Here is a 23,528-nt window from a genome sequence, read left to right as displayed (position 1 = left end):
TTCACGGATTGCGCGGGCGGATTATTACACAATCTGGATCAATAACGCGCACTGGCCCATCGCCCCAGAGGCGCACCAACGCTCTGCCCCGAGACAGCCCGATGACAGGCCTGCCAGATACGCAAAAGGCGGGCGCGCCCAGTGTCGCTCCCGCCTTCCCGCATGTCTGCTCCGGGGAACCGGTGCTCCCGGCCTGAGGATCAGCTCCGCAGGGTCGCGCCGTAGCGCTTGGTCATCTCGGCGACGATCTTGCTGCCGACCGCATCGATCTCGACATCGGTCAGCGTCTTCTCGGCAGGCTGGAGCGTGACGGCGAGCGCCACGGATTTCTTGCCTGCCTCGACGCCCGGCCCCTCATAGAGATCGAACACCGTGACATCGGAGATCAGGCTGCGCTCGGCATTCTGCGCCGTGCGCATCATGTCACCCGCCGCAACCTTGGCATCGACGATGAAGGCGAAATCGCGCGTCAGCGGCTGGAAGCCGGAGAGGCTCAATTTCGGCTTGACCTTGGTCGGCCTGGCCTTCGGCAAAGGCAGGGTGTCGAGATGGATCTCGAAGGCCACGAGCGGCCCCTTCACGTCCAGCGCCTTGAGGATCTTGGGATGGACTTCCCCGAAGGCGCCGATGACGCCCTTCGGCCCGAACTGCAATGTCGCCGACCGCCCCGGATGAGCCCAGGCAGGGCCACCGGCCACGACCTGCAAGCCGCCGACGGGGATTCCGAGACCGGAGAGCAGGGCCATGACGTCGGCCTTGGCATCGAAGGCATCGACAGGCTCGGCCGCACCGTCCCAATGACGGCCGACACCCTCGAGCCGGGCCGTGCCGCGGCGCAAGCCGGCGGCCGCTATCACCTGGCCTTCGGGCTCATCGCTGAAGAAGACCTGCCCGACCTCGAACAATGCGACATCGCCGAAGCCGCGTGCCGCATTGGCCTGGGCCGAACGGATCAGCCCCGGCAGCAGCGACGGCCGCATGTCGGAGAGATCGGCGGCAATCGGATTGGCCAGAACCAGCTTGGGCGAGCCGCCGCCGAAGAGCGTCGCCGCCTCGTGCGAGATGAAGGACCAGGTCACCGCCTCGACCAAGCCACGGCTGGCAAGCAGACGCTTGGCGGCGCGGGTGCGCTTCTGAAGCACGGTGAGAACCGGCTTCACCACCTCTGCCTTGATGCGCGGCAGCGGCGTGGAGGCCACGCGGTCGAGCCCGGCAATACGCAGGATCTCCTCGACCAGATCGGCCTTGCCCTCGACATCGCCGCGCCAGGACGGCGCCGCGACCTTCACCCGCTCGCCCGCACCCGAGACATGGAAACCGAGCGAGGTCAGCGCGAGCTTCATCTCGACCTGCGGCAGATCGAGCCCCGTCAGACGCTTCACTTCCGACCACGGGAAATCGATCGCGGGGCGCGACTCCGGAAGCTCGCCCTCGAACACCATTTCGGAGGCTTCGCCGCCGCAGAGATCGATGATCATCACCGTCGCGAGATCGAGGCCCGGCCGGCAGAAATCCGGATCGACACCGCGCTCGAAACGATAGCGCGCATCCGAGTTGATACCGAGTGCTCGGCCCGAACGGGCGATGTTGAGCGGGTCCCAGAGCGCGCTCTCGACCAGGACATCCACCGTGTTCTCGTCGCAGCCCGAAGCCTCGCCACCCATGATGCCGGCGAGCGATTCGACGCCATGCGCATCGCAGATCACCACCTGTTCGTCGCTCAGCTTGTAGGTGCGTCCGTCGAGCGCGAGAATCTCCTCGCCCGCCTTGGCCCGGCGCACCGTGAGATCTCCCCTGACCTTGGCCGCGTCGAAGACGTGAAGCGGCCGGTTGCGGTCGAAGGTCATGAAATTGGTGATGTCGACGAGCGTATTGATCGGCCGCAAGCCGATGGCGCGCAGGCGGGCCTGCAACCATTCCGGTGACGGACCGTTCTTCACGCCGCGGATCAGGCGCAAGGCGAAGGCCGGGCAGAGCTTCTTGTCCTGCGGCGCGAAGTCGAGCGTGACCTTGACCGGGCACGGGAACGAGCCGCGCACCGGCTGGATCGACGGTGTCCTCAGCGTGCCGAGACCTGCGGCGGCGAGATCGCGCGCGACACCGCTGACGCCGAGCGCGTCGGCCCGGTTTGGCGTGACCGCGATCTCGATCGTGGCGTCGTCGAGCTTGGCATAGGTTGCGTAGGGCATTCCGACCGGAGCATCCTCCGGCAGTTCGATGATGCCGTCATGATCCTCGGAGAGCTGGAGCTCGGCCTCCGAGACCAGCATGCCGTTCGACTCGACGCCACGAATGACGCCCTTGCCGAGGGTGATGTCCTTGCCGGGAATGTAGCTGCCCGGCGGCGAGAACACCCCCTTCATGCCGGTGCGGGCATTGGGCGCGCCGCAGACGACCTGCACGGGCTCGCCGGTGCCGGTGTCGACCAGGCAGACGCGCAGCCGGTCGGCATTCGGGTGCTGCTTGGCCTCGATCACATAGGCGATGGTGAAGGCCTGGAGCGCCTTCGCCCTGTCCTCGACGCCTTCGACCTCGAGCCCGACACGCGTCAGGGTCTCGGTGATGGTGTCGACCGTATCGGTGGTGTCGAGATGGTCTTTGAGCCAGGAGAGCGTGAATTTCATGCGTGTGCGTCCATCGGAGCGAGCACTTCCACCAGACGGAAGCGTTCGCAAATCAAGGTCATGTCGGGACTGAAGACGCCGAGGCGTCGGAAATAGGCTTCATGGGCTTGGCGCCATGAGGCCAGAGTACGGTCGTCCTCGCCTTCCTCGAAGGCGAATTCGGCATCGATCTCGTCGAACCGCCGCGTCGTCAGTTCGAGCGTCTCGATGACGCAGACAGGTCGCTTGCCGCCGTCGAGGACGATCCACATCTGGCCGACCTCCGGGCAGTCGGGATCATCGGGCGTGTTCACCGTCGCCCGCTTGCGGCCGCTGACGACGAGCGCGGCCAGTTCGGAGGCCAGCTCCGGGCTGTCGCCAAAGGAGAAGCTCGGGCAGTCCCGGTAGCGCTCGGGGATCGTGGTCGTGCCCATGGTCACGCCGCCCCGTCCCGCCGAGCCGCGACCGGCGACAGCTGGGACTGGCCATCGTTCAACCGGTCCTCGCCATCGGTCCTGATCTTCATCGCGTTGCCGCGCCACGTCACCTCGCCCGCGACGAAGGCATAGGCCCAGATCCCGGGAAAGACGATGTCGCGCACCAGGAAGGCGAAAGGCAGCCGCCACGACAGGTACCAGCCGACGCCATAGGCCAGAAGCATCTCGCCCGCGTACCAGGGCAGCAGCACGGCACATAGCGCGACCCAGGCCGGCAACCCAAAGGCTGGCGCCGCAACAACGGCCGCCAGCACCGGCAACAGCGGTCCCGACAGGATCTCCGGTGCGAAGAAGGGCAGGAACGTCACCCGGCGCAGCCTGGCCCAGCGGAACTGGCGCTGCACCACGTCGCGCAGGCTGCGCTCGCCCAAGGGCTGCTCGAAGGGCTGGCCGACGAGATGGACATGCTTGCCGGCCCGGCGCACCAGCTTCGTCGCCGCCGCATCTTCGGCGATCTCCGCCCCCAACGCTGCAATGCCGCCATTGGAGTCGAGAAAGGGCTTGTTCCAGAGCATCGACTTGCCCTGCGCGAAGCCGAAGCCGAGCGCCTCGCCGGCATATTGCCAGCGCGCCTGGAAGGTATTCAGGAAGGCGCATTCGAGTTCGGCGCAGAAGCCCTGCGGGCGCGAACCGGCCGGTGTCGAGCAGACGAGCCCGGTCGTGGGCCGCCACGCCGCCAGCATCCGCTGGATATAGTCCTTCGGCATCAGCACGTTGGAATCGGCGAGAATGACCCAGTCCGTGTCCGCCGCGTCCCAGCCTTTGACGCAGTTATTGAGCTTCGGATTGGCGCTGACGGCGACATCGCCGACGATCAGCCGCACGCGATCGTCGCCGAAGCGCCTGATCAGATCCTCGATCAGCGGTACGATAGGGTCGTCGCCATCGGCAACGCAGAAGATCGTCCTGTAGCGGGGGTAGTCGAGCACCAGCCCCGAGCTCAACGTCTCGCGGCTGAACGCCTCGAGACCGCGCACCGGCCGCACGATCGTGACGGCCGGGCACTGGTCGAGCAAGGCCGAGCCCAAAGCGCGGTGGCGCAGGCGGAAATAGGCGATCGCGAGGCACAGCAGGTTGAGCGCGACGGCAAGCACCGCGAACAGTCCTGCTCCTGCTGCGACTGTCATCCCGCCCTCCCCTGCACGACCGGCTCCCTCACGACGTCAGGCCGCCAGTCAGGGTCGGCAGGTCGAGTGGGCGGAAGCCGTAATGGGAGAGCCAGCGGATATCGGCCTCGAAGAAGGGGCGCAGGTCCGGCATGCCGTATTTCAGCATGGCGATACGGTCGATGCCCATGCCCCAGGCGAAGCCCTGATAGACATCGGGATCGAGGCCGCAATTGCGCAGCACGTTCGGGTGCACCATGCCGCAGCCGAGAATCTCCAGCCAGTCGTCGCCTTCGCCGAAGCGGATCTCGCCGCCCTTGCGCGAACACTGGATGTCCACTTCGGCCGACGGTTCGGTGAAGGGGAAGAAGGAGGGGCGGAAGCGCATCTTGACGCTATCGACCTCGAAGAACGCCTTGCAGAACTCCTCGAGCACCCATTTCATGTGGCCAAAATTGGCCTTCTTGTCGATCACCAGACCTTCGACCTGATGGAACATCGGGGTGTGGGTCTGGTCGGAATCCATACGATAGGTCCGGCCCGGGCAGACGACGCGGATCGGCGGCTCCTGCGAGATCATCGTGCGCACCTGCACCGGGGAGGTGTGCGTGCGCAGCAGCTTGCGCTCGCCATTGGCGTCAGGCGCGAAGAAGAAGGTGTCGTGCATCTCCCGCGCCGGGTGGCCGACGGGGAAGTTCAGCTTGGTGAAGTTGAGATCGTCGGTTTCGACATCGGGACCTTCCGCGATCGAAAAGCCCATGTCGCCAAAGATCGTGGTGATCTCGTCGATGACCTGGCTGATCGGGTGGATGCGCCCGCGCGCCTCCGGCCCCTCGCGCACCGGGAGGGAGACATCGATCCGCTCGGCAGCAAGGCGCGCGTCGAGCGCAGCCTGCCCCAACGCCTCCTTGCGCTCGGTGATGGCGCCCTGGACCTTGTCGCGCAGGCCGTTGATCAGCGGGCCCATTTCCTTGCGCTCGTCCGGCGTCATCGCGCCCAGCGTCTTCAGCAGCGCGGACACAGAGCCCGACTTGCCGATCGCAGCGATGCGCAACTGCTCGAGCGCGGCTTCGTCCTGCGCAGCGGCGATCTCACCAAGAAGTGAATCGCTGAGGGTATCGATCTCATTCATGCCTGATCTGGTCCGATTGCGAGGCATCTTCTAGGGTGTCATCTTGAGCGATGCTAGGGGCAATCGTGCTGGCAAAGCATCGCAGGCGCGACGGCAGAGACCCTGCTTGGCCGAAATGAGCGCAGCATCATGACAATCCTGTCTCACTGGCGCGCATTGGCATTCCTGATCGTCGCGCTGAGTGCCGCCCCGGCAAGGGCACAGGACGGGCAGCGCGTCACGATCACCGGGGAAATCAGCGATACCTGGTGCACGATCAGCGGGCTGATGTTCGCCAGGGGCACAGCCCACCACCAATGCGCAATCTGGTGTGCGCTTGGCGGCATCCCGGTCAGCATCCGCGACCCGGCCGGCAATCTCTATCTCATTCTCAAGATCGGCGACGACGACGAGAGCGCCGCCAATCCGCGGGTTGCGCGAATGGCCACACACGAGGTCACAGTCGATGGCGAACTGCTCGAGCGCGACGGCGTGAAGTACCTGCTCGTCGACAGGATCGCCGACGACAAGGGCGTGATCAGCATGACCCATGAAGAACACGGCATCCAGCCGTTCGGGAACTGAGCGATGCGAATGCTGCGGCACATGCTGGCTGTGGCCGCGCTTCTCGCCGGCATCCCCGTGACAACCGCTCGCGCGGCCGAAGCCTGGAACATCCCGTACGAGACTGCGACAATCCTCAAGGGGCGGGTCGTCGATGCGCTCTGCCATCTCACGGGCCGTTGCACGCCCGATTGCGGCAGCGGCAAGCGCCAGCTCGGCCTTGTCCTGGCCGACGGCACCTTCCGGCTTGTCGCGAAATCGAACGTCGACTTTGCCGGCTCGGTCCGGGACCTGATCGGTTATTGCGGCCGCGAGATCGAGGCCGATGGCCTGCTGATCGCCAATCCGGCAGTGACAGTATTCTTCGTGCAGGCGGTCCGCGAAGGCCCCTCGCAGCCCTGGATTCCGGCCGAACGCTTCAAGTCCGACTGGGAGGCCCGCAACGGCAAGGCCGCCGAATGGTGGCGGGCCGATCCTGAAGCGAGCCGCATCATCGCCGAAGACGGCCCATACGGAATCAAGGGACTTCGGCCGAAATGATCTCGCGGCGGGTGCTGCTGGCCCTTGGCGCCATCCTGCCAGCCGCAGGCGCGTTCTCGCAGCAACCGCCTGCATCTGGCGCCAGCCCTATCGACCCGCTCGCCACCCGGTTCGGCGGCCCTTTCACGCTCATCGACCACACCGGCAAGCGCGTGAACGACACGGATTTCCGCGGGCGGTTCATGCTGGTCTATTTCGGCTTCACCCGTTGCACCGATACCTGCCCGGTCGATCTTGCGATCATCGCGCAGGCGCTCGACGCCATCGGCCCGCAGGCCGAGCGGCTCGCGCCGCTCTTCGTCACGGTCGATCCGGCCCATGACACGCCCGCCACGATGGCAGCCTATGTCACAGCCCTCCATCCGCGCCTGATCGGACTGACCGGCAGCGAATCGGAGATTGCCGCGATCGCCCGCGCCTACAAGGTGCATCGCCGCAAGCTCACGCTGCCGCATCATGACACCGCGGAGTACGCCGTCGATCACGGCTCCCTCACCTATCTGCTGGACCGCGAGGGGCGCTTTCTGACCTTGCTGCCGCACAATGCCGGCGCGCCACGTCTCGCCGAGATCCTGAACAAGTACCTCGGCTGAACACGTGCTTGGCCTGAACACGTGCTTGGCCTGAACAAGTGCTTGGCCCGAACAAGTCCCGGGCCTGGCGGAGCAGCCCTGCCAGCGATGCAGGCGACAGTGCCGCCGGGATGCGGCTATGCAGGTGGCATCATGGAGACAGACATCATGCCCGACAGCCAGGCCCAGAAGAATTCCCCCTCGTACCGCCTGGCGGCGCTCGACCCCGATTTCATCCTTGGCGATTCGACACGCGGCGTGCGCTTCATGCTCGAATACCAGAAGGCCGAGGACCATTTGCGCGCGCGCGGCATCGTCTCGACCGTTGTCGTCTTCGGCTCGGCCCGCGTCCGGGAAGGAGACCGCTGGTACGAGGCGGCACGGCAATTCGCCCGCATTGCCTCCGAGCGGGGCGGAGCGCTCATCGACGGCGAGAGCGGGCGCCATCATGTCATCGCCACTGGCGGCGGGCCGGGCATCATGGAGGCAGCCAATCGCGGTGCGACGGAAGCGGGGGCGCTCTCGATCGGCTTCAACATCACCCTGCCGCACGAGCAGGAGCCGAATCCGTGGTCAACGCCGGACCTGACCTTCCGCTTCCACTATTTCGCGATGCGGAAGATGCACCTGGCAATGCGCGCCGCGGCGCTCGTCGTGTTTCCCGGCGGATTCGGCACGCTCGACGAACTCTTCGAGATCATGACGCTGAAGCAGACGGGCAAGATGCCGGCCGTACCGATCGTGCTCTATGACAGCGCCTTCTGGCGTGACCTGCTCAATCTCGATGCCATGGCCGCGGCAAAATTCATCCGGCCCGAAGATCTTTCGCTGTTCTGCTACGCCGATACGCCGGAGGAAGCCTACCAGCGTGTCGTCGACGGTGCGGGCCAGAACTGGGTCCTTCCCGCAAACGACAGCATGCAGAGCTGACAACGAAAAAGGCCGGCATCGCTGCCGGCCTTTTCCAATTCACTTCGCCGAGGCGAAACTCAGGCGGCCTTGGCTTCCGCGCCGAGGGCACCCTTCACCGTCTCGACCACGGCCGCGAAGGCGGCTGCGTCGTCGATGGCCAGCGCCGACAGCGTCTTGCGATCGAGCTCGATACCGGCCTTGGCGAGACCGCCGATGAAGACCGAGTACGTCAAGTCATGCTCACGCACCGCAGCGTTGAGGCGCTGGATCCAGAGCGCGCGGAACGAGCGCTTCCGGTTCTTGCGGTCGCGATAGGCATACTGCATCGAACGATCGACGGCCGCCTTGGCAGCGCGGATCGTATTCTTGCGGCGGCCATAAAAACCCTTGGCGGCCTTGAGTGTCTTCTTGTGCTTGGCGTGGGACGTTACGCCCCGTTTCACGCGAGCCATGTGTGATCTCCGGAAAGGTTAGAGGGCGTCAGCCGTTCGGCAGGAAGTATTTTTTCACGTTGGCGGCATCGCCCTCGAAGAGGGTTGCCGTGCCGCGGTGATTGCGGATCTGCTTGTTGGTCCGCTTGATCATGCCGTGACGCTTGCCGGCCTGGGCGTAGAGCACCTTGCCGGTTCCGGTGATCTTGAAGCGCTTTTTGGCGCTCGACTTCGTCTTGATCTTGGGCATTTCAGCTCCTCAATGGTCGCGGACGCGCGAGATGCGCCGCTTCGATTTTGCTTGCTGGAAGCAAAAAACGACCGCCACGGCAGCCCTTATCAGCCGGGCGATCGAAGGGCGCGCATATGACAGAAAAGCCCGGGGCTGGCAAGTGCAGGCGCCACTCATGCCCAAAAGGCCGCATGGCGAACCGGAACGGGTTTATCCTGATCAGCCCAGCTTTTCGGCGCGAGGCCCTCTGATCCCGATGCAATTGCCCCAGGGATCGCGAACCTGGCACATCCACAGATCACCGTCGATGGCCAGCGGCCCGCGATAGAGAACCGCCCCGACCGCCTGCAAATGGGCAAGCGATCGCTCGAAATCCTCCACCCGCCAATAGACGATCGAGCCGGCAGCGCCGCTGGCCACCTTCGTGTCGGCCGGAACGATTTCAAGTTGCGTCTCGCCAATCTGCAGAAAGGCGAATCCCGAAGGCTGGCTCGTCGCCGGAACGGCGCGGGGAAATGCCCTGCGATACCAAGCGAGCCCCGCGACCACGTCCGAGACGTGAACCAGAACGGCCGAAATAGAACCCGTCACGGAAATCCTCGTGGTCATGATCGGAAGGGAGCCCAACGGGCCCGGAAGCGTGCGGCAGCGCTACCCCTTATCAGCGCGGAAGAAGTCGATGAAAGCCCGCAGCGCCGGGCGCATCTGCCGGCGGCTCGGATAATACACGTAGAACCCGTCGAAGGGCGGACACCAATCCTCCAGAACAGACACCAGCCTGCCCTGCCCGAGCCCATCGCGGACATAGTCATCGAAGAGGAATGCGATGCCGGCACCATCAAGCGCGGCCTGGAGGACGAGCCGGTCATCGCCCAGGATCAGCGGTCCCGTGACTTCGGGTTCGACGACGAGACCGTCCTTCTCGAACTCCCAGCGATAGATCACGCCACTTTCGAAGCGGAAGCGGATGCAGCGATGCCCGGGCAGCTCGTCCGGCGTCAGCGGCATGTCCCGCCCGGCGAAATAGGACGGGGCCGCAACCGCGACGCCGCGCATGCGTGGCCCGATGCGAACGGCGATCATGTCGCGCTGCAGGCTCTCGCCGAGCCGGATCCCGGCATCGAACCCGCCCGCGACGACATCGGCGAACCTGTCGTCAATGACGATCTCGAGCACGATCTCCGGATAGGCCGCGGCAAAGGCGCCGAGCTTCGGCGCCAGCACCAGATGAGCGGCGGTGCGCGGCACGGTGAGGCGAAGATTGCCGGCGAGCTCCTCGCGCGAGGCAGCCGCCACTTCCAGCGCCAGGGCGATCTCCGACATCGCCGGCAGCAGCCGTTCCAGAAGCTGCGCCCCGGCCTCGGTGGGCGCGACGCTGCGCGTGCTGCGCGCCAGCAAGCGCACGCCGAGCCGGCTCTCCAGCAGCGACACGGCGTGGCTGACGGCGGACGGCGCAATGCCGAGCTCGCGGGCCGCGCCACGGAAACCCCGATTGCGGGCGACGGCCGCCAGGACGGCGAGATGCGGGAGATCAGCGCGGTTCATTGATCTGTTTTATCGAACAGGCCGTGCTTTCTCCAGGTGATTATCGATCAGTGGCGCAAGCCTCATCTGTATCGGATCACAAAAGAGGAGCCCGTGATGCAAACTCGCAAGCTTGGTCAAGAACTCGAAGTCTTCCCCGTCGGCCTCGGCTGCATGGGGATGACCTTCGCCTATGGTGGCCAGGAAGAGAGCGCCGCGATCGCCACCTTGCGGCGCGCCGTCGATATCGGAGTGACCCTCTTCGACACCGCCGAAGTCTATGGCCCATTCGAGAACGAGGTCCTGCTGGGCAAGGCGCTCAGGCCTGTGCGCGACCAGGTGGTGATCGCCACGAAGTTCGGGTTCAGGATCCTCGAAGAGGGCAAGGGACCGGAGCGCATGGCGGGGCTCGACAGCCGGCCGGAACATGTGAGGGCCGTGGCGGACGCCTCGCTCAAGCGGCTCGGGATCGACGTGATCGATCTCTATTACCAGCACCGCGTCGACCCGAATGTGCCGATCGAGGATACGGTCGGCGCCATGGCCGATCTCGTGCGCGAGGGCAAAGTCCGAGCGCTCGGCCTGTCCGAGGCCAATGCCTCGACGATCCGCCGGGCGCACGCGGTGCATCCGATCGCGGCCGTCCAGAGCGAATATTCGTTGTGGAGCCGCGAGCCTGAAGACGGCGTGCTCGCCGTCTGCCGTGAGCTCGGAATCGGGTTCGTGCCCTACAGCCCGCTCGGCCGCGGCCTGCTCACCGGCACGATCCGGACGCTCGACGAGTTGGGCAGCGAGGACTGGCGCCGGACCCTGCCACGCTTCCAGGCCGAAGCGTTGGAAGCCAACGCGGCGCTCGTCGAACGGCTGGAACGCCTGGCCGCGCGCAAGAACGTCACCGCCGCGCAGCTTGCGCTGGCCTGGGTGCTGCATCAGGGGGACTTCATCGTGCCGATCCCCGGTGCGCGCAAGATGACCCATCTGGAGCAGAACAGGGCGGCGGCCGACATCGTCCTGACCACCGACGAAACAGCAGCCATAGGCGAAGCGCTCACGCCGGCCGACGTGGCGGGCAAACGCTACACCGACGCCGCGCTCGCCCTCGTCGACGGCTAGCCCTGTCGGGCATCGTTCAGGAGGCGCGCTCTGCGCGCCTCCTTCTTCGACGAGCGCTCACGCAGGCCAATGATGGCAGGCCCCACGGATCGGATGCTCCGGCGCGGCTGCAATGATGCGAAGGCTCTGCCCCTTTCGGCGTTCTGCCCCTAAGGGCCGATACAGGCTGCGGCCTCACGCAGGACGGGCTGCGGCTTCTCACCATGCAGGCGGCGATAACCAAGCAAGGCCGTCGCGAGGGCAACGCCACCTGCGGCAACCGAAATCCAGAAACCACTGCGCGCGCCAAACCCGTCGATGACCCAGCCTGAGGCGGAAGAGCCCACCGCCATGCCGATACCGATGCCGGTCATGGCCCAGGTGATGCCCTCGGTCAGTTTCGCGGCCGGGACCAGGCGCTCGATCAGGCCGATCGAGACGATGATCGTCGGCGAAACGGCAGCGCCGGCCAGGAACACCACGACGGCAAGACTGCCGATGCTGTTGACGGCGAGCAGAGGCAGCGTGGTCACCGCTGCAAGCGCAATCGCAATCAGCAACTGGCTGGCCAGCGACATGCGCAGCTTGAGCGCGCCGAACACGATCCCCGTGATCAGCGATCCCGCGGCATAGCTCGCCAGGACGAAACTGGCGGCGGCCTTATTCCCTTGCGCCTCGGCGAAGGCGACGGCGGTGACCTCGGCCGTCCCGAAGATCGTGCCGATCGCAATCAGGATGAAGGCGATGATCCGCACCGACGCGAGGCGAATGACCGAGTCACCGCCACTCGCCCCCTGCGGATGCACGGGCGGTTCGGATGCACGCTGCGCGACGAACAGCGCAGTTCCGATGGTCAGCAGCAGCGTCGCGGCGAGCGGCCCGGCCTCTGGAAAGAAGGATACGCTCAGCCCGATCGCGATGACCGGCCCGGTCATGTAGATGACCTCGTCGACCACCGACTCGAAGGCGAAGGCGGTCCGCAGCTTCGGCGTATCGCGATAAAGCTCGGTCCAGCGCGCCCTGACCATCGCCGATATGCTCGGCATCGTTCCTGACAGCATGGCGAAGACGAAGAGAGCCCAGACTGGCGCTTCGTAGCGGGTCGACAGCATCAGGCCCGATAGCGCCGCAATCGCTGCGAGTGTTGCGGGAATGAGCAGCCGACGCTGCCCGTAGCGATCGACCAGCCTGGAGAGCTGAGGCGCGATCAGCGCGTTGGACAAGGCGAAGGTCGCCGCGACCGCCCCTGCCAGCCAGTATTCGCCGCGCGCCTGGGACAGCATGGTGACGACGCCGAGCGTTACCATCGAGACCGGCATGCGCGCGATGAAGCCCGTCGCCGAGAACGCGATAGCGCCTGGAGCCCTGAAGATCTCGCGATAGGGGTTGGCCATGACGGGCCTCTTTCCAGAAGTTTCTGTACCACTTACATACGGAGCGTATGCAAGTGAAGTAGGAGCCGACCCGGCCCGTGTCAATTGACATACGCCGCGTATGCGAAAGGAACATGGATGGCTCGCAGACCACGCACGGAGATGATCGCCGAGACGCGGGCCAAGCTCCTCGGTGCGGCGCGCCATGCCTTCGGCACCGTGGGCTATGCCGACGCCTCGATGGATGAACTGACCGCCGCCGTCGGACTGACACGCGGGGCGCTCTACCATCACTTCGGTGACAAGAAGGGCCTGCTCAGGGCCGTGATCTCCGAAATCGATGACGAAATGAACGAGCGCCTTCGCATCGTCTCCGCCAGTGCGGCAGATGAATGGGCCGGCTTCCGCGACGAGTGCACCGCCTATATCGAAATGGCGCTGGAGCCGGAGATCCAGCGCATCGTCCTGCGCGATGGGCCAGCCGTCCTCGGCGATCCCTGGAACTGGCCAACGCAGAGCGCCTGCATCCGTTCGATGACGGCGAGCCTCGAGACGCTTGTCGCGGACAGGATCCTGCTCGCGATCGACCCCGAGGCGGCCGCCCGCCTGATCTCCGGTGCGACGCAACATGCGGCACAATGGATCGCCCATGCCGAGAACCCGCAGGCCGCCTCTCACCGGGCGATCGCGGCCTTTAATGCCATGCTGGACGGATTGCTGCTTCACCCTGCCGGGAGTGGTTGAGGGGTCGCCCGCCGGAGCCTCGCCCGGGACGCGCCATGGTCGGCGGCGACGGCCGGCAGCGCCGCTGACGGTCACGTTGGAGCATCGGCTGTCCCGAAAACCGCAATCCACTTTTCGGGCCGATGCTTTAGACTGGCGCCAGAGGCCCGGCGGATGGCGAAACATCCCGTCCTAGACCGAGCGGCGACGATCGGGCCGCCGCACACGACACTTCCGACGCATGGGCCGGGCCCAGCCAGGGAGAAGCGTGATGACGACCTATATCCTGCTGACCAACTGGACCGACCAGGGCGCGCGCAACGTCAAGGACTCGCCGACCCGCCTCGACACGGCCAGGAAGCTGCTGCGCGACATGGGCGGCGACTTCAAGGCCTTCTTCATGACGATGGGGAAATACGACATGGTCATCGTCTGCGAGGCACCAGACGATGCCGTTCTGGCGCGCTTCTGCCTGCAACTGGCAATGCACGGCAATGTGAGAACGCAAACGCTCAAGGCATTTCCGGAAGCCGCCTATCGCGAGATCATTCGCTCCGTCAGCTAGATCATCGGACCGGATTCATAACCGGTCCGATGATCTGGTCTTCTGTGTTTGCATCGGCTTTCCCGAAAACCACAATCCACTTTTCGGGCCGATGCCTTAGGACGACCCAGCAGGGATCAAATGAGACAAGGCCCAGCCGAAGCGGCCGGGCCTTGTCTCAACCTAATTCCGAGGCAGGGCGCTCCAGGCGACCTATTTTGGCGCCAGGACCATCACCATCTGGCGACCCTCAAGCTGCCAGTCGCTCTCGACCTTGGCAACATCGACAAGATCAGCCTTGACCCGCTCGAGCACCTTCACGCCGAGGTCCTGGTGCGCCATTTCGCGGCCGCGGAAGCGCAGGGTCACCTTGACCTTGTCGCCCTCCTCGAAGAAGCCGTGCATGGCCTTCATCTTGACGTCGTAGTCGTGCTTGTCGATGCCCGGCCGGAGCTTGATCTCCTTGATCTCGATGGTGCGCTGCTTCTTGCGCGCCTCGGCGGCCTTCTTCTGCTCCAAAAAGCGGAAGCGGCCGTAGTCGAGAATCTTGCAGACCGGAGGCACTGAATTGGGGGCGATCTCGACCAGGTCGAGACCGGCATCCTCGGCAATCTTCAGGGCCTCGAAGAACGACACAACGCCACGGTTGGCGCCGGTATCGTCAATGAGCTGAACCTCACGGACACCGCGGATGTCGCGGTTGGAACGCGGGCCGTCTTTGGTCGGGGTTGGGGCAGCGCGGAACGGACGGCGAATGGCTGTATTCTCCTATGAATGGTGCTGTCGGCACCGTTGATCAGACACATTGCATAAAGTCGGGCATTGTCAATGCAAACACGGCAACACCCGCTCAAGTACAGAGCCTAGCGCCCAAGCAAGGCGCAATAGACGTCGAGGGTTTCGCTGACCATGTTCTCGAGCGAAAAGTGCTGCTCGACATGGAGGCGGGCGCGGCGGGCCAGCGCATCGCGCGCCGAGGGGCGCAGCGCCAGCGCCTCCTTGAGGCCCGCGGCCAGTGCAGACGCATCGCCCGGCGGCACGCGCCAGCCCGTGCGCTCGCCGGGAGCCGTCTGCGGCGGCGCGAGTACGGTTTCGGGAACTGCTCCGAGATCGGAGACCACAACCGGAATGCCCATGGCTTGCGCCTCGACCGCGACACGGCCGAAGGCCTCCGGCTCGGTCGAGGGCACGGTGACGACCGCCGCCGCGAGCAAGGCCGCCGGCATGTCGGTGCAATGGCCGACGCGCTTGACCTGTTCTTCGAGCCCGGCCTTGGCAATGGCCTGGTCGAGCTCCCTGACATAGCCATCGCGGCCCTGATGGTCGCCTGCGAAGATGAAGGCGGTATCGTTGTCGCCGCCCTCGCGCAGAAGGCGAGCCGCCTCGATCAGCACACGATGCCCCTTCCAGCCGGTCAGTCGTCCCGGCAAGAGCACGATGCGCTGATGTGGCTCGACGCCCCAGGCGCGACGCAGGGCCTGGACTCGCTCCGGCCCGACCGCGGATGGCGCGAAGGCCGAGAAATTGGTGCCGCGATGGACGACACGGATGCGGTCACGCGCAAAGCCGTGCTTCGCCAGAATCAGGTCGGCCGTGTAGCGGGAATTGGCGATGACCACGTCGCCGCGCGCCATGACCGAATTATACTGCGACTTCACCGCCGAGCGGCTGGCATAGGAGCCATGATAGGTGGTGACGAAGGGCAGCTTGAGTGCACGCGCCGCGGCAAGCGCAACCCAGGCCGGCGCCCGCGAACGGGCGTGAATCAATTCGACGCGCTCCCGTCGGCAGAGCAGCACGAGCTTGCGCACATTGAGCGCCATCGTGACCGGGTTCTTCGAAGCAGCCGGGAACGGCAGCCAGACGCCGCCCTTCGCCTGCAGTTCGGCGACAAGGCGGCCGCCTTCTGTCGCGACGACCGCGCGCGCGCCGGCTTCGGTCAGCCCCTGGGCGATATCGACCGTCGTACGCTCGGCGCCACCTGCCTCGAGATCGGGGATGATCTGCAGGATGGTCCGCCCGCTCAGGGGATGATTATCCGTCGAAGGCAGCGACGGATGCGCGCCTGACCGCAAGGACATGTTCACCGTTTCAAAAAATCTCTCGGATCGGAGGCGGACAGTATGACAGCGCACAGGGCCGATCCCAGCCTATAATGCCCTGACAGGACAGATTCGTCACAGGAGATTTCAGGTGGAGCAGCCTGCCCCGCAATGGCTTGATGTCGGCAACGGCGCGGACGGCCGCCGCATCGCCTTTCTCGAGCAGCCGGGAACGGGACACCCCGTCGTCTGGCTCGGCGGCTTTCGCTCCGACATGCGGGCGACCAAGGCTGACGCACTCGCGCAATGGGCAAGCCGCAGCGGACGCGCCTTCCTGCGCTTCGACTATTCCGGACATGGCGAGACCGGTGGCGATTTCGGTCGCTGGACCTTGTCGCATTGGCTGGAGGACACGCTCGCCGTCATTGCCGCGCGCTGCGCGGCGCCCCCGGTCCTGGTCGGCTCGTCGATGGGAGGCTGGATTGCGCTGCTCGCGGCCCGGAGACTGCGGGGCACCGCTCTTGCTCCCGCCGGCATGGTGCTGATCGCGCCCGCGGTGGATTTCTCCGAAGAGCTGATGTGGGCTCAGATGCCGACAGCGATTCGCGAGACGATCCTGCGTGACGGAGTCTGGCAGCGCCCATCCGCCTATTCGCCGGAGCCGACGCCGATCACGCGGGCGCTGATCGAGGATGGCCGCAGCCATCTCCTCTTCGGCGGCGAGATCAAGACGGGTTGCCCCGTCCATATCCTTCAGGGAATGCAGGACCCCGACGTGCCCTGGCAGCATGCGATCAAGCTGGTGGAACACCTGAGCGGCGATCCCGTGACGCTGACCTTGATCAAGGACGGCGATCACCGGCTCTCGACGCCGCTCGACATTGCGAAACTGCAGGCTGCGGTGGCGGAAATCGCCACCGCCTGACGCTCGCAGTTCAATGCACGCTGACCATCCGCAGGTCGTGTTCCCAGGCATTGGCGGTCGCAGCTTCCCGGGAATCGGTTACCAGGATCGGCGCACCATCGGCGGAGAGCAGCGCGAAGAGCTTGAGGCCCGGCTCGATTTCCGGAGCCTGCGGAAAGATCCTCAGCAGTTCCTCGGAACTCATCGGCTTGAGATAGGCCACTTCGCCCGTGCCAAGGGCAGCGAATTCTGCCTGGGTCAGTGGTGGCGTGCGAATAACATTGGTCTCTTCAGTCATCGCGCCCTCCTTTGAGCAGTGCGAATGGCGGTTCCTATGTTGATCACCAGATCATGAACGAAAGCACAACCGCGAAGCCTTCGTTCCGACCTTGGGCTCAATCGCGACTGATAATATCAATACGCCTGATGAGCCGCTCCGGTTCCGGCCTGACCAAATCAATGGCTAGCAGGCCATTTGACAAATCCGCCCCGAGTACCTGCATTCCGTCAGCCAGCAGAAAGGAGCGTTGGAACTGACGCGCCGCGATGCCGCGATGCAGGAACTGCCTGCTCTTGTCGTCGCTCTGTCGGCCACGAATGGTGAGCTGATTCTCTTCCAGCGTGATCTCAAGCTGGTCTCGCGAGAACCCCGCCACGGCAAGAGTGATCCGGAGACGATCCGGCTCATCCTCCGTGCGCGGCATGCGCTCGATATTGTAGGGAGGATATCCCTCGCTTGCGCCTTTCGCGACCCGGTCCAGCGCGCGTTCGATATCATCGAACCCAAGCAGGAAAGGATGGGACAGGCTAGGCGTACGCGTCATGCAGAAGCCCTCGAAAGGCGCCTCATCTGTCGATCGGAGCCCGCTGGCGCAGCACTCCGCAGGCGGAAGGCGAAGCCCTTCCGCTTGATAGTGATATGGCAATCGCCAGCAACGGGTTCAAGACCGTCGAAAGCTCAGCCCACAAGCGCAGCGTCGGAAGGACGTCACTCGGCCAAATCGCGACGCCGCGCGAGGGCGATCAGCGGCGCCGGTGCGCGACCCGCATCATTTGGCGAGGACGATGCCACGCTCCTTGCGCATCTTGTCGAACACCAGGCCCATCGCCTTGATGACTGTCACCTTTGGGTTGGCCTTGCAGTAGACAATGGTCTCGTGCTCGGCCTCCCTGGCCCGCGCGACGTTGATGAAGTGTTTTTTGCCAAGGCCATTGTACCAACCGCTATACCACGTCGTCAGGAGATCGGCGTCTTGCTGGAAAGTACCGGCCAGCTGGGCACAGGTCAGTTTCTGGACATCGATGTAACCGTTCGCGTCGGCGTAGGTTTTCAGCTCAACCTGTGCATTCGCACCGGTTGCGGCGAAGGCGATGAAAGCTGCGGTGGCAAAGGCGAGGCTGCGCATGGTTCGTTCCTTCATTATCCAAAGATTGAGAATGGGAGGCGATGCCAGACTAGACCGTCGAAAGCTCGTCAGCAGGTTTTCTCGAGTTCAGTATCCGCCAGTCGTTATTCTTTCTCAGCTCAGATGACGGAAAAAGCGGCCTGTTGTCGTGCCTGCGCGCGAGGCTGGGACGTCGCTCATTTTTGGCATTTACGAGCGACGCCACAACATTGGACTGATCCACTTCGGCTGCACAAGTTGTATTCGGAGCGAAGCGAACTTCAAGTCCGCTATCCGAGAGCCGGACATCCAATCTCGGGCTATGCCATTTCAATCTGGAATCGAGGGAGAACCTCTGAGCTCAACGTCGGAATCCGCCGCTTCGCTTCCGGTTCGATTGCCCCATCTCGACCCAATTGACGCACCCCTTTGGGAGCTCAGGCGCGGCAGCACACGAGCACAGCCCTCCCCGATTATTGAGCAACCGCGAGGCGTTCAAAAGCGCCCGGCGGTTGCTGAACGATCAGCGAAGGCTCTGATGGCTCGTGAAAACAGAATTAGGCGCTAGCGACGGACGCCGACCCTGTTGACCCCACCATTGCGATTGCCCGGACGAGGCGCTGTCACGGCACCGACCCCAACGGGCCGAGCTACGAGACGAACGCCGGGCCGCGCGACGCACCCGGCGGGATAACCGATATAGCTGCAATAAATGACAGCATTTGCGGGAGCCGTTGTCGCGGCAAGACCGGTGAAGGCGATTCCGACCGTCGCCATTGTGAAAATCGCAAGTTTAACTTTTGTCATTTCAGGTCCCCGGGACTTTGAAGATAACAAGCGCTGGGGAGGATAACATCACATCTACTTCGACGGAAGGACCGATGACATCACCGACACCACCGACACCCGAGTCGAAAATGGGATTCGCGCGTCCGGAATGTGGCGCCTGTGAGCCACCATCGAAATGCGCGTCGCCGGTCTATTTGACGCGCGCCGCACCAGGGGGATAGCCGATGCTGACGGCGGCTGCGGCGCAGATCACGCGGGGGCGTTGACGGCGGATCGGCCTCGCCCGATGCCGCAGCATGTCGACGCCTTTGGCAGACACCGACACCCTGCCCCGCCACGCGCCCGTGCCGAGCCCCACCACAAGCGCGCGGACGTTGATGGCACCAAAACGCCTGAAGGCCCGCACCGGCCGCTGATCAGGGCCACTGGGGCGCTGACATCCCATCCCGCGATGGATGTGCCGCACATGGCCGCTTCGACGATGGAGCGGCTTCGCCGCTTCATCTGGACGGCACTGCCCCGAATCGCGGCGACTTCGAAAGGGAGCCCGGGAGCCCACGCGTCGGGTCGCTCAAATCCGCGCGGAGCCCCGACAGGCGAGGCCAGTCCAACCGGACACGCCTCCGACACGATCGATGATTTTCAACGGGGGGGGGGAATGGTACAGCCACCCCGGCTTGAACGGGGGACCTCTAGATCCACAATCTAGCGCTCTAACCAACTGAGCTATGGCTGCACGGCACTCTCGGCGCCCTTCGGGCGCCCTGCCAGACCGCGCAAGGATGCGAACTGGCCGGCGGCGCGGAACCTAGTGCCGTCGCGGCGCGATTGCAACCGCCGAAATGCACCGCACCACACGAAATCCAGCGCGCCGTCGTTTGCCCCTTCAATCCCGCCGCAAAACGGCCTGCGCGGTGCGTGCCAGATCCGTCACATGGGCGGAATAGGCCTCGTAGCCACGGCGCAACGCCTTGGCGTGAATCACCACCGCATCGGCGGGATTGTCCGTCCTGGCGAGCGTCTCCGCCTCGCTCAATGCTGCTTTCAGCTCGGTACAGGCATGGTCGAGAACCTTTGCCTGCAGCGCGCCGACCACGCGTGCAGCGGCGAGCATCTGAGCCAGCCAGGTCGAAGCTGTCAGCGTCGCAAATTCCGGTGGGCGCGAAAGCGGCGATACAGCGGCCGCAACCGGCGGGGCCGCGCTGGCAAGCTTCCGAACGTCTGCGGAGACGGTCGCCGTCGCCTTCTTCACGACTTCCGTGCCGGTCTTTACGGCGGCGGCACCGACTTCTGCGGCCGATTTGAGGATAGCGGCCGGCTGGCTGGTGGCCGCAGTCGAAACTGCCTTGGCAGCGGCAGCCGGCTTTCTGGTCACCTGCTTTGCGACGCGAACCTTGGTCGACGGCTTGGCCTTGGCCGCAGCCGCTGCGGGCTGGCGCGCCACCCCGGACTTGGCAGCGGGCGCGACTGGCGCCGAGACGGGGGCAGCGGCGACCTTGGCGGGCGGCACAGCGCTGGCGGCCTGGACTGGCGCAACCGGAGGCTTGACGGCGCTCTTCAGCGGCTCAACCGGCTTGCTCACGGCCGCAGACGGCAGGGCGGAGGCCGGGACAGCGGCGACCTTGGCGGGCGGCACAGCGCTCGCGACCTGGACCGGCGCGACCGGAGGCTTGGCGGCGTCCTTCAGCGGCTCAACCGGCTTGGCCACGACAGCAGCTGCCGGCGATACGGCGGCAACGGGACCTGCCGGCTTGGCGACGACGGGCGCGGGAGCCGGCTTGACCGGCGCAACCGCGACGGGCTCCGCAGGCGCTGGAGCAGGATTGGCAGGGGCGGAAACTGGAGTTGGGGCCACTGCAGCAGCGAAAGCAGCAGGCGGCGCACCGACGACCGGACCGGTCGCGGCCGGGATTGCTGGCGCGGCCTTCGACTCAGTCGGCGCGTCGCCCGAGAGGGCCTTGACGGAAGCGAGACTGATCGGAGCCTTTGATCCGATCTTTGGCGGAGCAGGCTTAGCCATCGTCATTCTCCTTCAGCGAGCGAACGGGTGGCGCCGAGCCCTGGCCCGGCGCCAATGACCTTGTCGCGTGGAGCGGCACAGTACTGCGCCGCTGGCGACTCACTTCATCTTGGTCGCCTTGGCGGCGGTCTCGGCGGCCTTGGCCGCAACCTCCTGGGCGGCAACGCCCAGATCCTTGAGCTGGCCCTGGAGAGCCGCAACCTGCGACTTCAAGAATTCGGACTGATGCTGCAGGACCTCTGTCAGGTCCTTCGACTTGACCAGCTTCTGGGCGAGATCGAAGGCGGCGGCGACGTTGCTCTCGGCATAGGTCATGGCCTTGCGGGTCACGTCCTGAGCGTTGACGCGTGCGGATTCGGCCGAACCATGCGCACCGTCCACTGCCTTGTGGGCCGCGCCGATGAAGCCATCGAAGGCCTTGCGGGCCTGCTCGACACTGCGCTCGGCGAACTCGCGCATCTCGGTCGGCACTTCATAAGGCGTCTTGCCGGTCATGGGTTATCCTCCTGGCTGTGGATGGCTTGGTTTACCACTCGATTGTGCACTGCAATATCATTATTGCGGCGCAATGACAATCGCGTGACCCCGCTACGTTAACGCTGTTTCGATCAGACGCGGGAGAGCCTTCATCAGTTCCATGGATTTGCAGTCATTTGCCCGCTATTAAGGCTTTGTTAGCCATATCGGCGCAGACCGAACGAGCGGATGGGAATGAGCGAACCCGGGCAGGATTGGGCGATGCAGGGAACAGACGCAGCGAAAGACGCAGCGCTGGCGCCCTTCATTGCGGACGGCGCCTTGATGCTCTGGGACCAGAAGACTTCCCGGGTCGGCTTTGTCAACGCGGGCGCCGAAGCACTGCTCGGCCAGCACGCCGATGGCACATCATTGCCCACACCAACGCGCAACAGGCTGGCACTGCTCGCCGGCGGGCTCGCTCCGCGGGATCATTTGCGCCTTGAACGCCTCCGGCTGACGCCCGGCTTCACTGCCACGCTGGTGACATGCGGCTGCAAGTTGCTGACGGGACCAGAGGGTCAACAGATCCTCGCGATCGCCATCGCTCCGTCGGAGCTGCGCCGACTCGGCATTACGGTTCCGCCGGCTCCACGTGTCGTGGCGCCATCTGCCCCGGGCGCAACCGTCGCTTCTCCCGCTCCGGCGCCGGCAATTGCTGCACCGAAGCGCGCGACCGTGCGTTTCGTCTGGCAAAGCGACGTTGACGGCCGCTTCACGAGTCTTTCGCCCGATATTGCCGAGATCGTCGGGACCGATGCCGCCGCAGGCCTGATCGGTCGTAGCTGGCTCGAGCTGATCGACCGCGATCTGCTCGACCGCGAGGGCAGTCTGATCCAGCGGCTGGCCTCCGCCACCACCTGGAGCGGACACCCGGTCCTGTGGCGGACTGCCGGGCTCGCCGAAGGGGTTCGGGTCGAGCTTTCCGGTGTGCCCGTCCTCGATGCGAAGCGTGATCTTGCAGGTTTCCGTGGTTTTGGTCTCGCCCGCATGATCGAGCGCGAACCATTCCCGCTGCCCACCGATGCGTCGGACAGCCCCGTGCCCGCTTCAGCGCCGCCCCCCCCTGCCCCAGCCTCCGATGAGGCTGGTCCCGCGCCGCTCGTCGCGGTGTCCGCCGACAGCGCCGACGAAGGCAAAGCCCCGGAGATGAGCATCGACGTTCCGGCCACGGAGCCGACACCGGCGGCTCGCACCGAAACTCCGCCTCCGAACGAGGCCGGCGCCAATGTCGTGCCGCTTCGCAACGGTCATCTCACAACGGTCAGACCGCTGCTCGAACCTTCGAAGGCGCTGCTGACCTCCGCTGAGCGCAATGCTTTCCGCGAGATCGCCAAGGCGCTCGGCGCCCGCATCGCCGGAGACGACGAAGGCGAGCCCCGGCTGCCACCGGCGGTCCCGTTGCGCCTGAACGAAGAAGCCGACCGCCCTGGCCAGCCGGCACCCGAGCCGACGGAGCCGGTCGACACGGCGGCAGCGGAATCGAAGCCCGCTGCGGCGGAAGCGTCCTTCGTTTCCGAGCCGGTGCCGTCGGTCGACGCCCCCTCCGCAGCTGCGGCGCGGCAACGCCTGCCGAATTCGCATGCCGATGTGCTCGACCGCCTGCCCGTTGCAGTCCTGGTCAACCGCGGTGACGAACCGCTCTATGCCAATCGCACGCTTCTCGATCTGCTCGACTACGCCGATCTCGCCGACCTGACGTCCGGCGGCGGCATCAGCCGCATGATCAAGGGAGCGGCCCGCTCCGATGGCGGCACCATGATCCTGGTCGATCGGACGGGCCATCTCGTCAGTGTCGATGCCCGCCTGTCGAGCGTCTCATGGCAAGGCGAGCCCGCGACGCTGATGGCCTTCCGTCATCCCGATGGCGGCGGCGAGGTCAAGGTCCTGACCGCGGAAGAGACTGAAGAAGCGGAACTCGCAGCCGAGTTCGAGGCCGAGGAGGCCGAGATTGCGGCGCGCGTCGACGCGTTGCGGCTCGACATCGACGCCCGTTAAGCCCGGATCAGCGTGATGATCGCGGTGCTTGATACCGCGACCGACGGCGT

At 65.2% G+C, this 23,528-nt stretch carries 25 protein-coding genes and 1 tRNA gene; 9 read left to right on the top strand and 17 right to left on the bottom strand.

Annotated elements, in window-relative coordinates:
- Nucleotides 1-200 precede the first annotated feature (200 nt).
- The 4 genes from pheT to pheS are packed head-to-tail and all read right to left on the bottom strand — an operon-like array spanning nucleotide 201 to nucleotide 5,338.
- Nucleotides 201-2,624, bottom strand: coding sequence for a phenylalanine--tRNA ligase subunit beta (gene pheT, locus AC1D34_RS07685; RefSeq protein ID WP_441488971.1), 2,424 nt, complete (start codon nucleotides 2,622-2,624; stop codon nucleotides 201-203).
- Nucleotides 2,621-3,037 carry an ASCH domain-containing protein gene (locus AC1D34_RS07680; RefSeq protein WP_441489226.1) on the bottom strand — a complete coding sequence of 139 codons (417 nt, stop codon included), beginning with the start codon at nucleotides 3,035-3,037 and terminating at the stop codon, nucleotides 2,621-2,623. The genes pheT and AC1D34_RS07680 overlap by 4 nt, the downstream gene beginning before the upstream one ends.
- A gap of 2 nt (nucleotides 3,038-3,039) precedes the next feature.
- Complete coding sequence (locus AC1D34_RS07675; RefSeq protein WP_476823917.1) at nucleotides 3,040-4,227, bottom strand: ceramide glucosyltransferase; 1,188 nt, start codon at nucleotides 4,225-4,227, stop codon at nucleotides 3,040-3,042.
- 28 nt (nucleotides 4,228-4,255) lie between these two features.
- Nucleotides 4,256-5,338: a phenylalanine--tRNA ligase subunit alpha gene (pheS, locus tag AC1D34_RS07670; RefSeq protein WP_476823916.1), complete on the bottom strand. Its 1,083-nt coding sequence runs from the start codon at nucleotides 5,336-5,338 to the stop codon at nucleotides 4,256-4,258.
- Between the two features lie 129 nt (nucleotides 5,339-5,467).
- Here pheS and AC1D34_RS07665 point away from each other — a divergent pair, with 129 nt between their 5' ends.
- The 4 genes from AC1D34_RS07665 to AC1D34_RS07650 all read left to right on the top strand — a co-directional run bounded on the left by AC1D34_RS07665 (nucleotide 5,468) and on the right by AC1D34_RS07650 (nucleotide 7,923).
- Nucleotides 5,468-5,902: a hypothetical protein gene (locus AC1D34_RS07665; protein ID WP_441488968.1), complete on the top strand. Its 435-nt coding sequence runs from the start codon at nucleotides 5,468-5,470 to the stop codon at nucleotides 5,900-5,902.
- 3 nt (nucleotides 5,903-5,905) lie between these two features.
- On the top strand, nucleotides 5,906-6,421 hold the full coding sequence (locus tag AC1D34_RS07660; protein WP_441488967.1) for a hypothetical protein: 516 nt from the start codon (nucleotides 5,906-5,908) through the stop codon (nucleotides 6,419-6,421).
- Complete coding sequence (locus tag AC1D34_RS07655) at nucleotides 6,418-7,014, top strand: SCO family protein (protein WP_476823915.1); 597 nt, start codon at nucleotides 6,418-6,420, stop codon at nucleotides 7,012-7,014. The genes AC1D34_RS07660 and AC1D34_RS07655 overlap by 4 nt, the downstream gene beginning before the upstream one ends.
- A 132-nt stretch (nucleotides 7,015-7,146) precedes the next feature.
- Nucleotides 7,147-7,923 (top strand): LOG family protein, encoded by a 777-nt coding sequence (locus AC1D34_RS07650; protein ID WP_476823914.1) that lies wholly within the window; start codon nucleotides 7,147-7,149, stop codon nucleotides 7,921-7,923.
- 59 nt (nucleotides 7,924-7,982) lie between these two features.
- Here the strand turns inward: AC1D34_RS07650 and rplT are convergent, their stop codons facing one another.
- The 4 genes from rplT to AC1D34_RS07630 all read right to left on the bottom strand — a co-directional run bounded on the left by rplT (nucleotide 7,983) and on the right by AC1D34_RS07630 (nucleotide 10,113).
- On the bottom strand, nucleotides 7,983-8,357 hold the full coding sequence (gene rplT / locus AC1D34_RS07645) for a 50S ribosomal protein L20 (protein ID WP_043233082.1): 375 nt from the start codon (nucleotides 8,355-8,357) through the stop codon (nucleotides 7,983-7,985).
- Nucleotides 8,358-8,385: 28 nt separating this feature from the next.
- The gene (gene rpmI / locus AC1D34_RS07640) at nucleotides 8,386-8,586 is read right to left on the bottom strand and encodes a 50S ribosomal protein L35 (protein WP_043233081.1); all 201 of its coding nucleotides are present in this window, start codon (nucleotides 8,584-8,586) and stop codon (nucleotides 8,386-8,388) included.
- 201 nt (nucleotides 8,587-8,787) lie between these two features.
- On the bottom strand, nucleotides 8,788-9,159 hold the full coding sequence (locus AC1D34_RS07635; protein ID WP_441488964.1) for a VOC family protein: 372 nt from the start codon (nucleotides 9,157-9,159) through the stop codon (nucleotides 8,788-8,790).
- A gap of 60 nt (nucleotides 9,160-9,219) precedes the next feature.
- Nucleotides 9,220-10,113 (bottom strand): LysR family transcriptional regulator, encoded by an 894-nt coding sequence (locus AC1D34_RS07630; protein ID WP_476823913.1) that lies wholly within the window; start codon nucleotides 10,111-10,113, stop codon nucleotides 9,220-9,222.
- Nucleotides 10,114-10,209: 96 nt separating this feature from the next.
- On the opposite strand from AC1D34_RS07630, the gene AC1D34_RS07625 reads away from it, so the two are divergent.
- Nucleotides 10,210-11,205 carry an aldo/keto reductase gene (locus tag AC1D34_RS07625; protein WP_476823912.1) on the top strand — a complete coding sequence of 332 codons (996 nt, stop codon included), beginning with the start codon at nucleotides 10,210-10,212 and terminating at the stop codon, nucleotides 11,203-11,205.
- A 149-nt stretch (nucleotides 11,206-11,354) separates the two neighbouring features.
- Here the strand turns inward: AC1D34_RS07625 and AC1D34_RS07620 are convergent, their stop codons facing one another.
- The gene (locus tag AC1D34_RS07620; RefSeq protein WP_441488961.1) at nucleotides 11,355-12,578 is read right to left on the bottom strand and encodes an MFS transporter; all 1,224 of its coding nucleotides are present in this window, start codon (nucleotides 12,576-12,578) and stop codon (nucleotides 11,355-11,357) included.
- A 117-nt stretch (nucleotides 12,579-12,695) separates the two neighbouring features.
- Between AC1D34_RS07620 and AC1D34_RS07615 the strand changes: the two genes are divergently transcribed.
- Together AC1D34_RS07615 and AC1D34_RS07610 are read left to right on the top strand one after the other, a co-directional pair.
- Nucleotides 12,696-13,301: a TetR/AcrR family transcriptional regulator gene (locus AC1D34_RS07615; RefSeq protein ID WP_476823911.1), complete on the top strand. Its 606-nt coding sequence runs from the start codon at nucleotides 12,696-12,698 to the stop codon at nucleotides 13,299-13,301.
- Nucleotides 13,302-13,551: 250 nt separating this feature from the next.
- Entirely contained in the window at nucleotides 13,552-13,845 is a 294-nt protein-coding gene (locus AC1D34_RS07610; RefSeq protein ID WP_441488959.1) for a GYD domain-containing protein, read from the top strand.
- 192 nt (nucleotides 13,846-14,037) lie between these two features.
- On the opposite strand, the gene infC is transcribed toward AC1D34_RS07610, so the two are convergent.
- Both infC and AC1D34_RS07600 read right to left on the bottom strand, forming a co-directional pair.
- Entirely contained in the window at nucleotides 14,038-14,580 is a 543-nt protein-coding gene (infC, locus tag AC1D34_RS07605; RefSeq protein ID WP_069877443.1) for a translation initiation factor IF-3, read from the bottom strand.
- 107 nt (nucleotides 14,581-14,687) lie between these two features.
- Entirely contained in the window at nucleotides 14,688-15,905 is a 1,218-nt protein-coding gene (locus AC1D34_RS07600) for a glycosyltransferase family 4 protein (RefSeq protein ID WP_476823910.1), read from the bottom strand.
- Between the two features lie 112 nt (nucleotides 15,906-16,017).
- On the opposite strand from AC1D34_RS07600, the gene AC1D34_RS07595 reads away from it, so the two are divergent.
- Nucleotides 16,018-16,791 carry an alpha/beta hydrolase gene (locus AC1D34_RS07595; protein WP_441488958.1) on the top strand — a complete coding sequence of 258 codons (774 nt, stop codon included), beginning with the start codon at nucleotides 16,018-16,020 and terminating at the stop codon, nucleotides 16,789-16,791.
- A 10-nt stretch (nucleotides 16,792-16,801) separates the two neighbouring features.
- Here the strand turns inward: AC1D34_RS07595 and AC1D34_RS07590 are convergent, their stop codons facing one another.
- The 6 genes from AC1D34_RS07590 to AC1D34_RS07565 all read right to left on the bottom strand — a co-directional run bounded on the left by AC1D34_RS07590 (nucleotide 16,802) and on the right by AC1D34_RS07565 (nucleotide 21,459).
- The gene (locus AC1D34_RS07590; protein ID WP_441488957.1) at nucleotides 16,802-17,068 is read right to left on the bottom strand and encodes a BQ00720 family protein; all 267 of its coding nucleotides are present in this window, start codon (nucleotides 17,066-17,068) and stop codon (nucleotides 16,802-16,804) included.
- Nucleotides 17,069-17,165: 97 nt separating this feature from the next.
- Nucleotides 17,166-17,594, bottom strand: a complete 429-nt coding sequence (locus tag AC1D34_RS07585; RefSeq protein ID WP_043233104.1) for an Hsp20 family protein — start codon at nucleotides 17,592-17,594, stop codon at nucleotides 17,166-17,168.
- A gap of 225 nt (nucleotides 17,595-17,819) precedes the next feature.
- The gene (locus tag AC1D34_RS07580; RefSeq protein ID WP_441488956.1) at nucleotides 17,820-18,176 is read right to left on the bottom strand and encodes an HdeA/HdeB family chaperone; all 357 of its coding nucleotides are present in this window, start codon (nucleotides 18,174-18,176) and stop codon (nucleotides 17,820-17,822) included.
- Between the two features lie 1,427 nt (nucleotides 18,177-19,603).
- Nucleotides 19,604-19,680, bottom strand: a tRNA-His gene (locus tag AC1D34_RS07575).
- A gap of 150 nt (nucleotides 19,681-19,830) precedes the next feature.
- A complete protein-coding gene (locus tag AC1D34_RS07570) occupies nucleotides 19,831-20,964 on the bottom strand; it encodes a hypothetical protein (RefSeq protein ID WP_441488955.1) in 1,134 nt (377 codons plus the stop codon).
- Nucleotides 20,965-21,063: 99 nt separating this feature from the next.
- Nucleotides 21,064-21,459, bottom strand: coding sequence for a phasin (locus tag AC1D34_RS07565; RefSeq protein ID WP_069877448.1), 396 nt, complete (start codon nucleotides 21,457-21,459; stop codon nucleotides 21,064-21,066).
- A gap of 216 nt (nucleotides 21,460-21,675) precedes the next feature.
- Between AC1D34_RS07565 and AC1D34_RS07560 the strand changes: the two genes are divergently transcribed.
- Complete coding sequence (locus AC1D34_RS07560; RefSeq protein WP_476823909.1) at nucleotides 21,676-23,478, top strand: PAS domain-containing protein; 1,803 nt, start codon at nucleotides 21,676-21,678, stop codon at nucleotides 23,476-23,478.
- Nucleotides 23,479-23,528 lie beyond the last annotated feature (50 nt).

Source organism: Allobosea sp. P1_A7, from assembly GCF_056406775.1.
This window is presented reverse-complemented; position numbering and strand designations above follow the sequence as displayed.

Excerpts from the sequence above, each read along its gene's own strand:
- rpmI (WP_043233081.1), bottom strand. The coding sequence starts at position 8,586 with ATGCCCAAGATCAAGACGAAGTCGAGCGCCAAAAAGCGCTTCAAGATC.
- rplT (WP_043233082.1), bottom strand. The coding sequence starts at position 8,357 with ATGGCTCGCGTGAAACGGGGCGTAACGTCCCACGCCAAGCACAAGAAG.
- AC1D34_RS07560 (WP_476823909.1), top strand. The coding sequence starts at position 21,676 with ATGAGCGAACCCGGGCAGGATTGGGCGATGCAGGGAACAGACGCAGCG.
- pheS (WP_476823916.1), bottom strand. The coding sequence starts at position 5,338 with ATGAATGAGATCGATACCCTCAGCGATTCACTTCTTGGTGAGATCGCC.
- AC1D34_RS07570 (WP_441488955.1), bottom strand. The coding sequence starts at position 20,964 with ATGGCTAAGCCTGCTCCGCCAAAGATCGGATCAAAGGCTCCGATCAGT.
- AC1D34_RS07580 (WP_441488956.1), bottom strand. The coding sequence starts at position 18,176 with ATGCGCAGCCTCGCCTTTGCCACCGCAGCTTTCATCGCCTTCGCCGCA.
- AC1D34_RS07565 (WP_069877448.1), bottom strand. The coding sequence starts at position 21,459 with ATGACCGGCAAGACGCCTTATGAAGTGCCGACCGAGATGCGCGAGTTC.
- AC1D34_RS07665 (WP_441488968.1), top strand. The coding sequence starts at position 5,468 with ATGACAATCCTGTCTCACTGGCGCGCATTGGCATTCCTGATCGTCGCG.
- AC1D34_RS07630 (WP_476823913.1), bottom strand. The coding sequence starts at position 10,113 with ATGAACCGCGCTGATCTCCCGCATCTCGCCGTCCTGGCGGCCGTCGCC.
- AC1D34_RS07620 (WP_441488961.1), bottom strand. The coding sequence starts at position 12,578 with ATGGCCAACCCCTATCGCGAGATCTTCAGGGCTCCAGGCGCTATCGCG.
- AC1D34_RS07680 (WP_441489226.1), bottom strand. The coding sequence starts at position 3,037 with ATGGGCACGACCACGATCCCCGAGCGCTACCGGGACTGCCCGAGCTTC.
- pheT (WP_441488971.1), bottom strand. The coding sequence starts at position 2,624 with ATGAAATTCACGCTCTCCTGGCTCAAAGACCATCTCGACACCACCGAT.
- AC1D34_RS07655 (WP_476823915.1), top strand. The coding sequence starts at position 6,418 with ATGATCTCGCGGCGGGTGCTGCTGGCCCTTGGCGCCATCCTGCCAGCC.
- AC1D34_RS07610 (WP_441488959.1), top strand. The coding sequence starts at position 13,552 with ATGACGACCTATATCCTGCTGACCAACTGGACCGACCAGGGCGCGCGC.
- AC1D34_RS07660 (WP_441488967.1), top strand. The coding sequence starts at position 5,906 with ATGCGAATGCTGCGGCACATGCTGGCTGTGGCCGCGCTTCTCGCCGGC.
- AC1D34_RS07585 (WP_043233104.1), bottom strand. The coding sequence starts at position 17,594 with ATGACGCGTACGCCTAGCCTGTCCCATCCTTTCCTGCTTGGGTTCGAT.
- AC1D34_RS07650 (WP_476823914.1), top strand. The coding sequence starts at position 7,147 with ATGGAGACAGACATCATGCCCGACAGCCAGGCCCAGAAGAATTCCCCC.
- AC1D34_RS07625 (WP_476823912.1), top strand. The coding sequence starts at position 10,210 with ATGCAAACTCGCAAGCTTGGTCAAGAACTCGAAGTCTTCCCCGTCGGC.
- AC1D34_RS07590 (WP_441488957.1), bottom strand. The coding sequence starts at position 17,068 with ATGACTGAAGAGACCAATGTTATTCGCACGCCACCACTGACCCAGGCA.
- AC1D34_RS07675 (WP_476823917.1), bottom strand. The coding sequence starts at position 4,227 with ATGACAGTCGCAGCAGGAGCAGGACTGTTCGCGGTGCTTGCCGTCGCG.
- AC1D34_RS07600 (WP_476823910.1), bottom strand. The coding sequence starts at position 15,905 with ATGTCCTTGCGGTCAGGCGCGCATCCGTCGCTGCCTTCGACGGATAAT.
- AC1D34_RS07615 (WP_476823911.1), top strand. The coding sequence starts at position 12,696 with ATGGCTCGCAGACCACGCACGGAGATGATCGCCGAGACGCGGGCCAAG.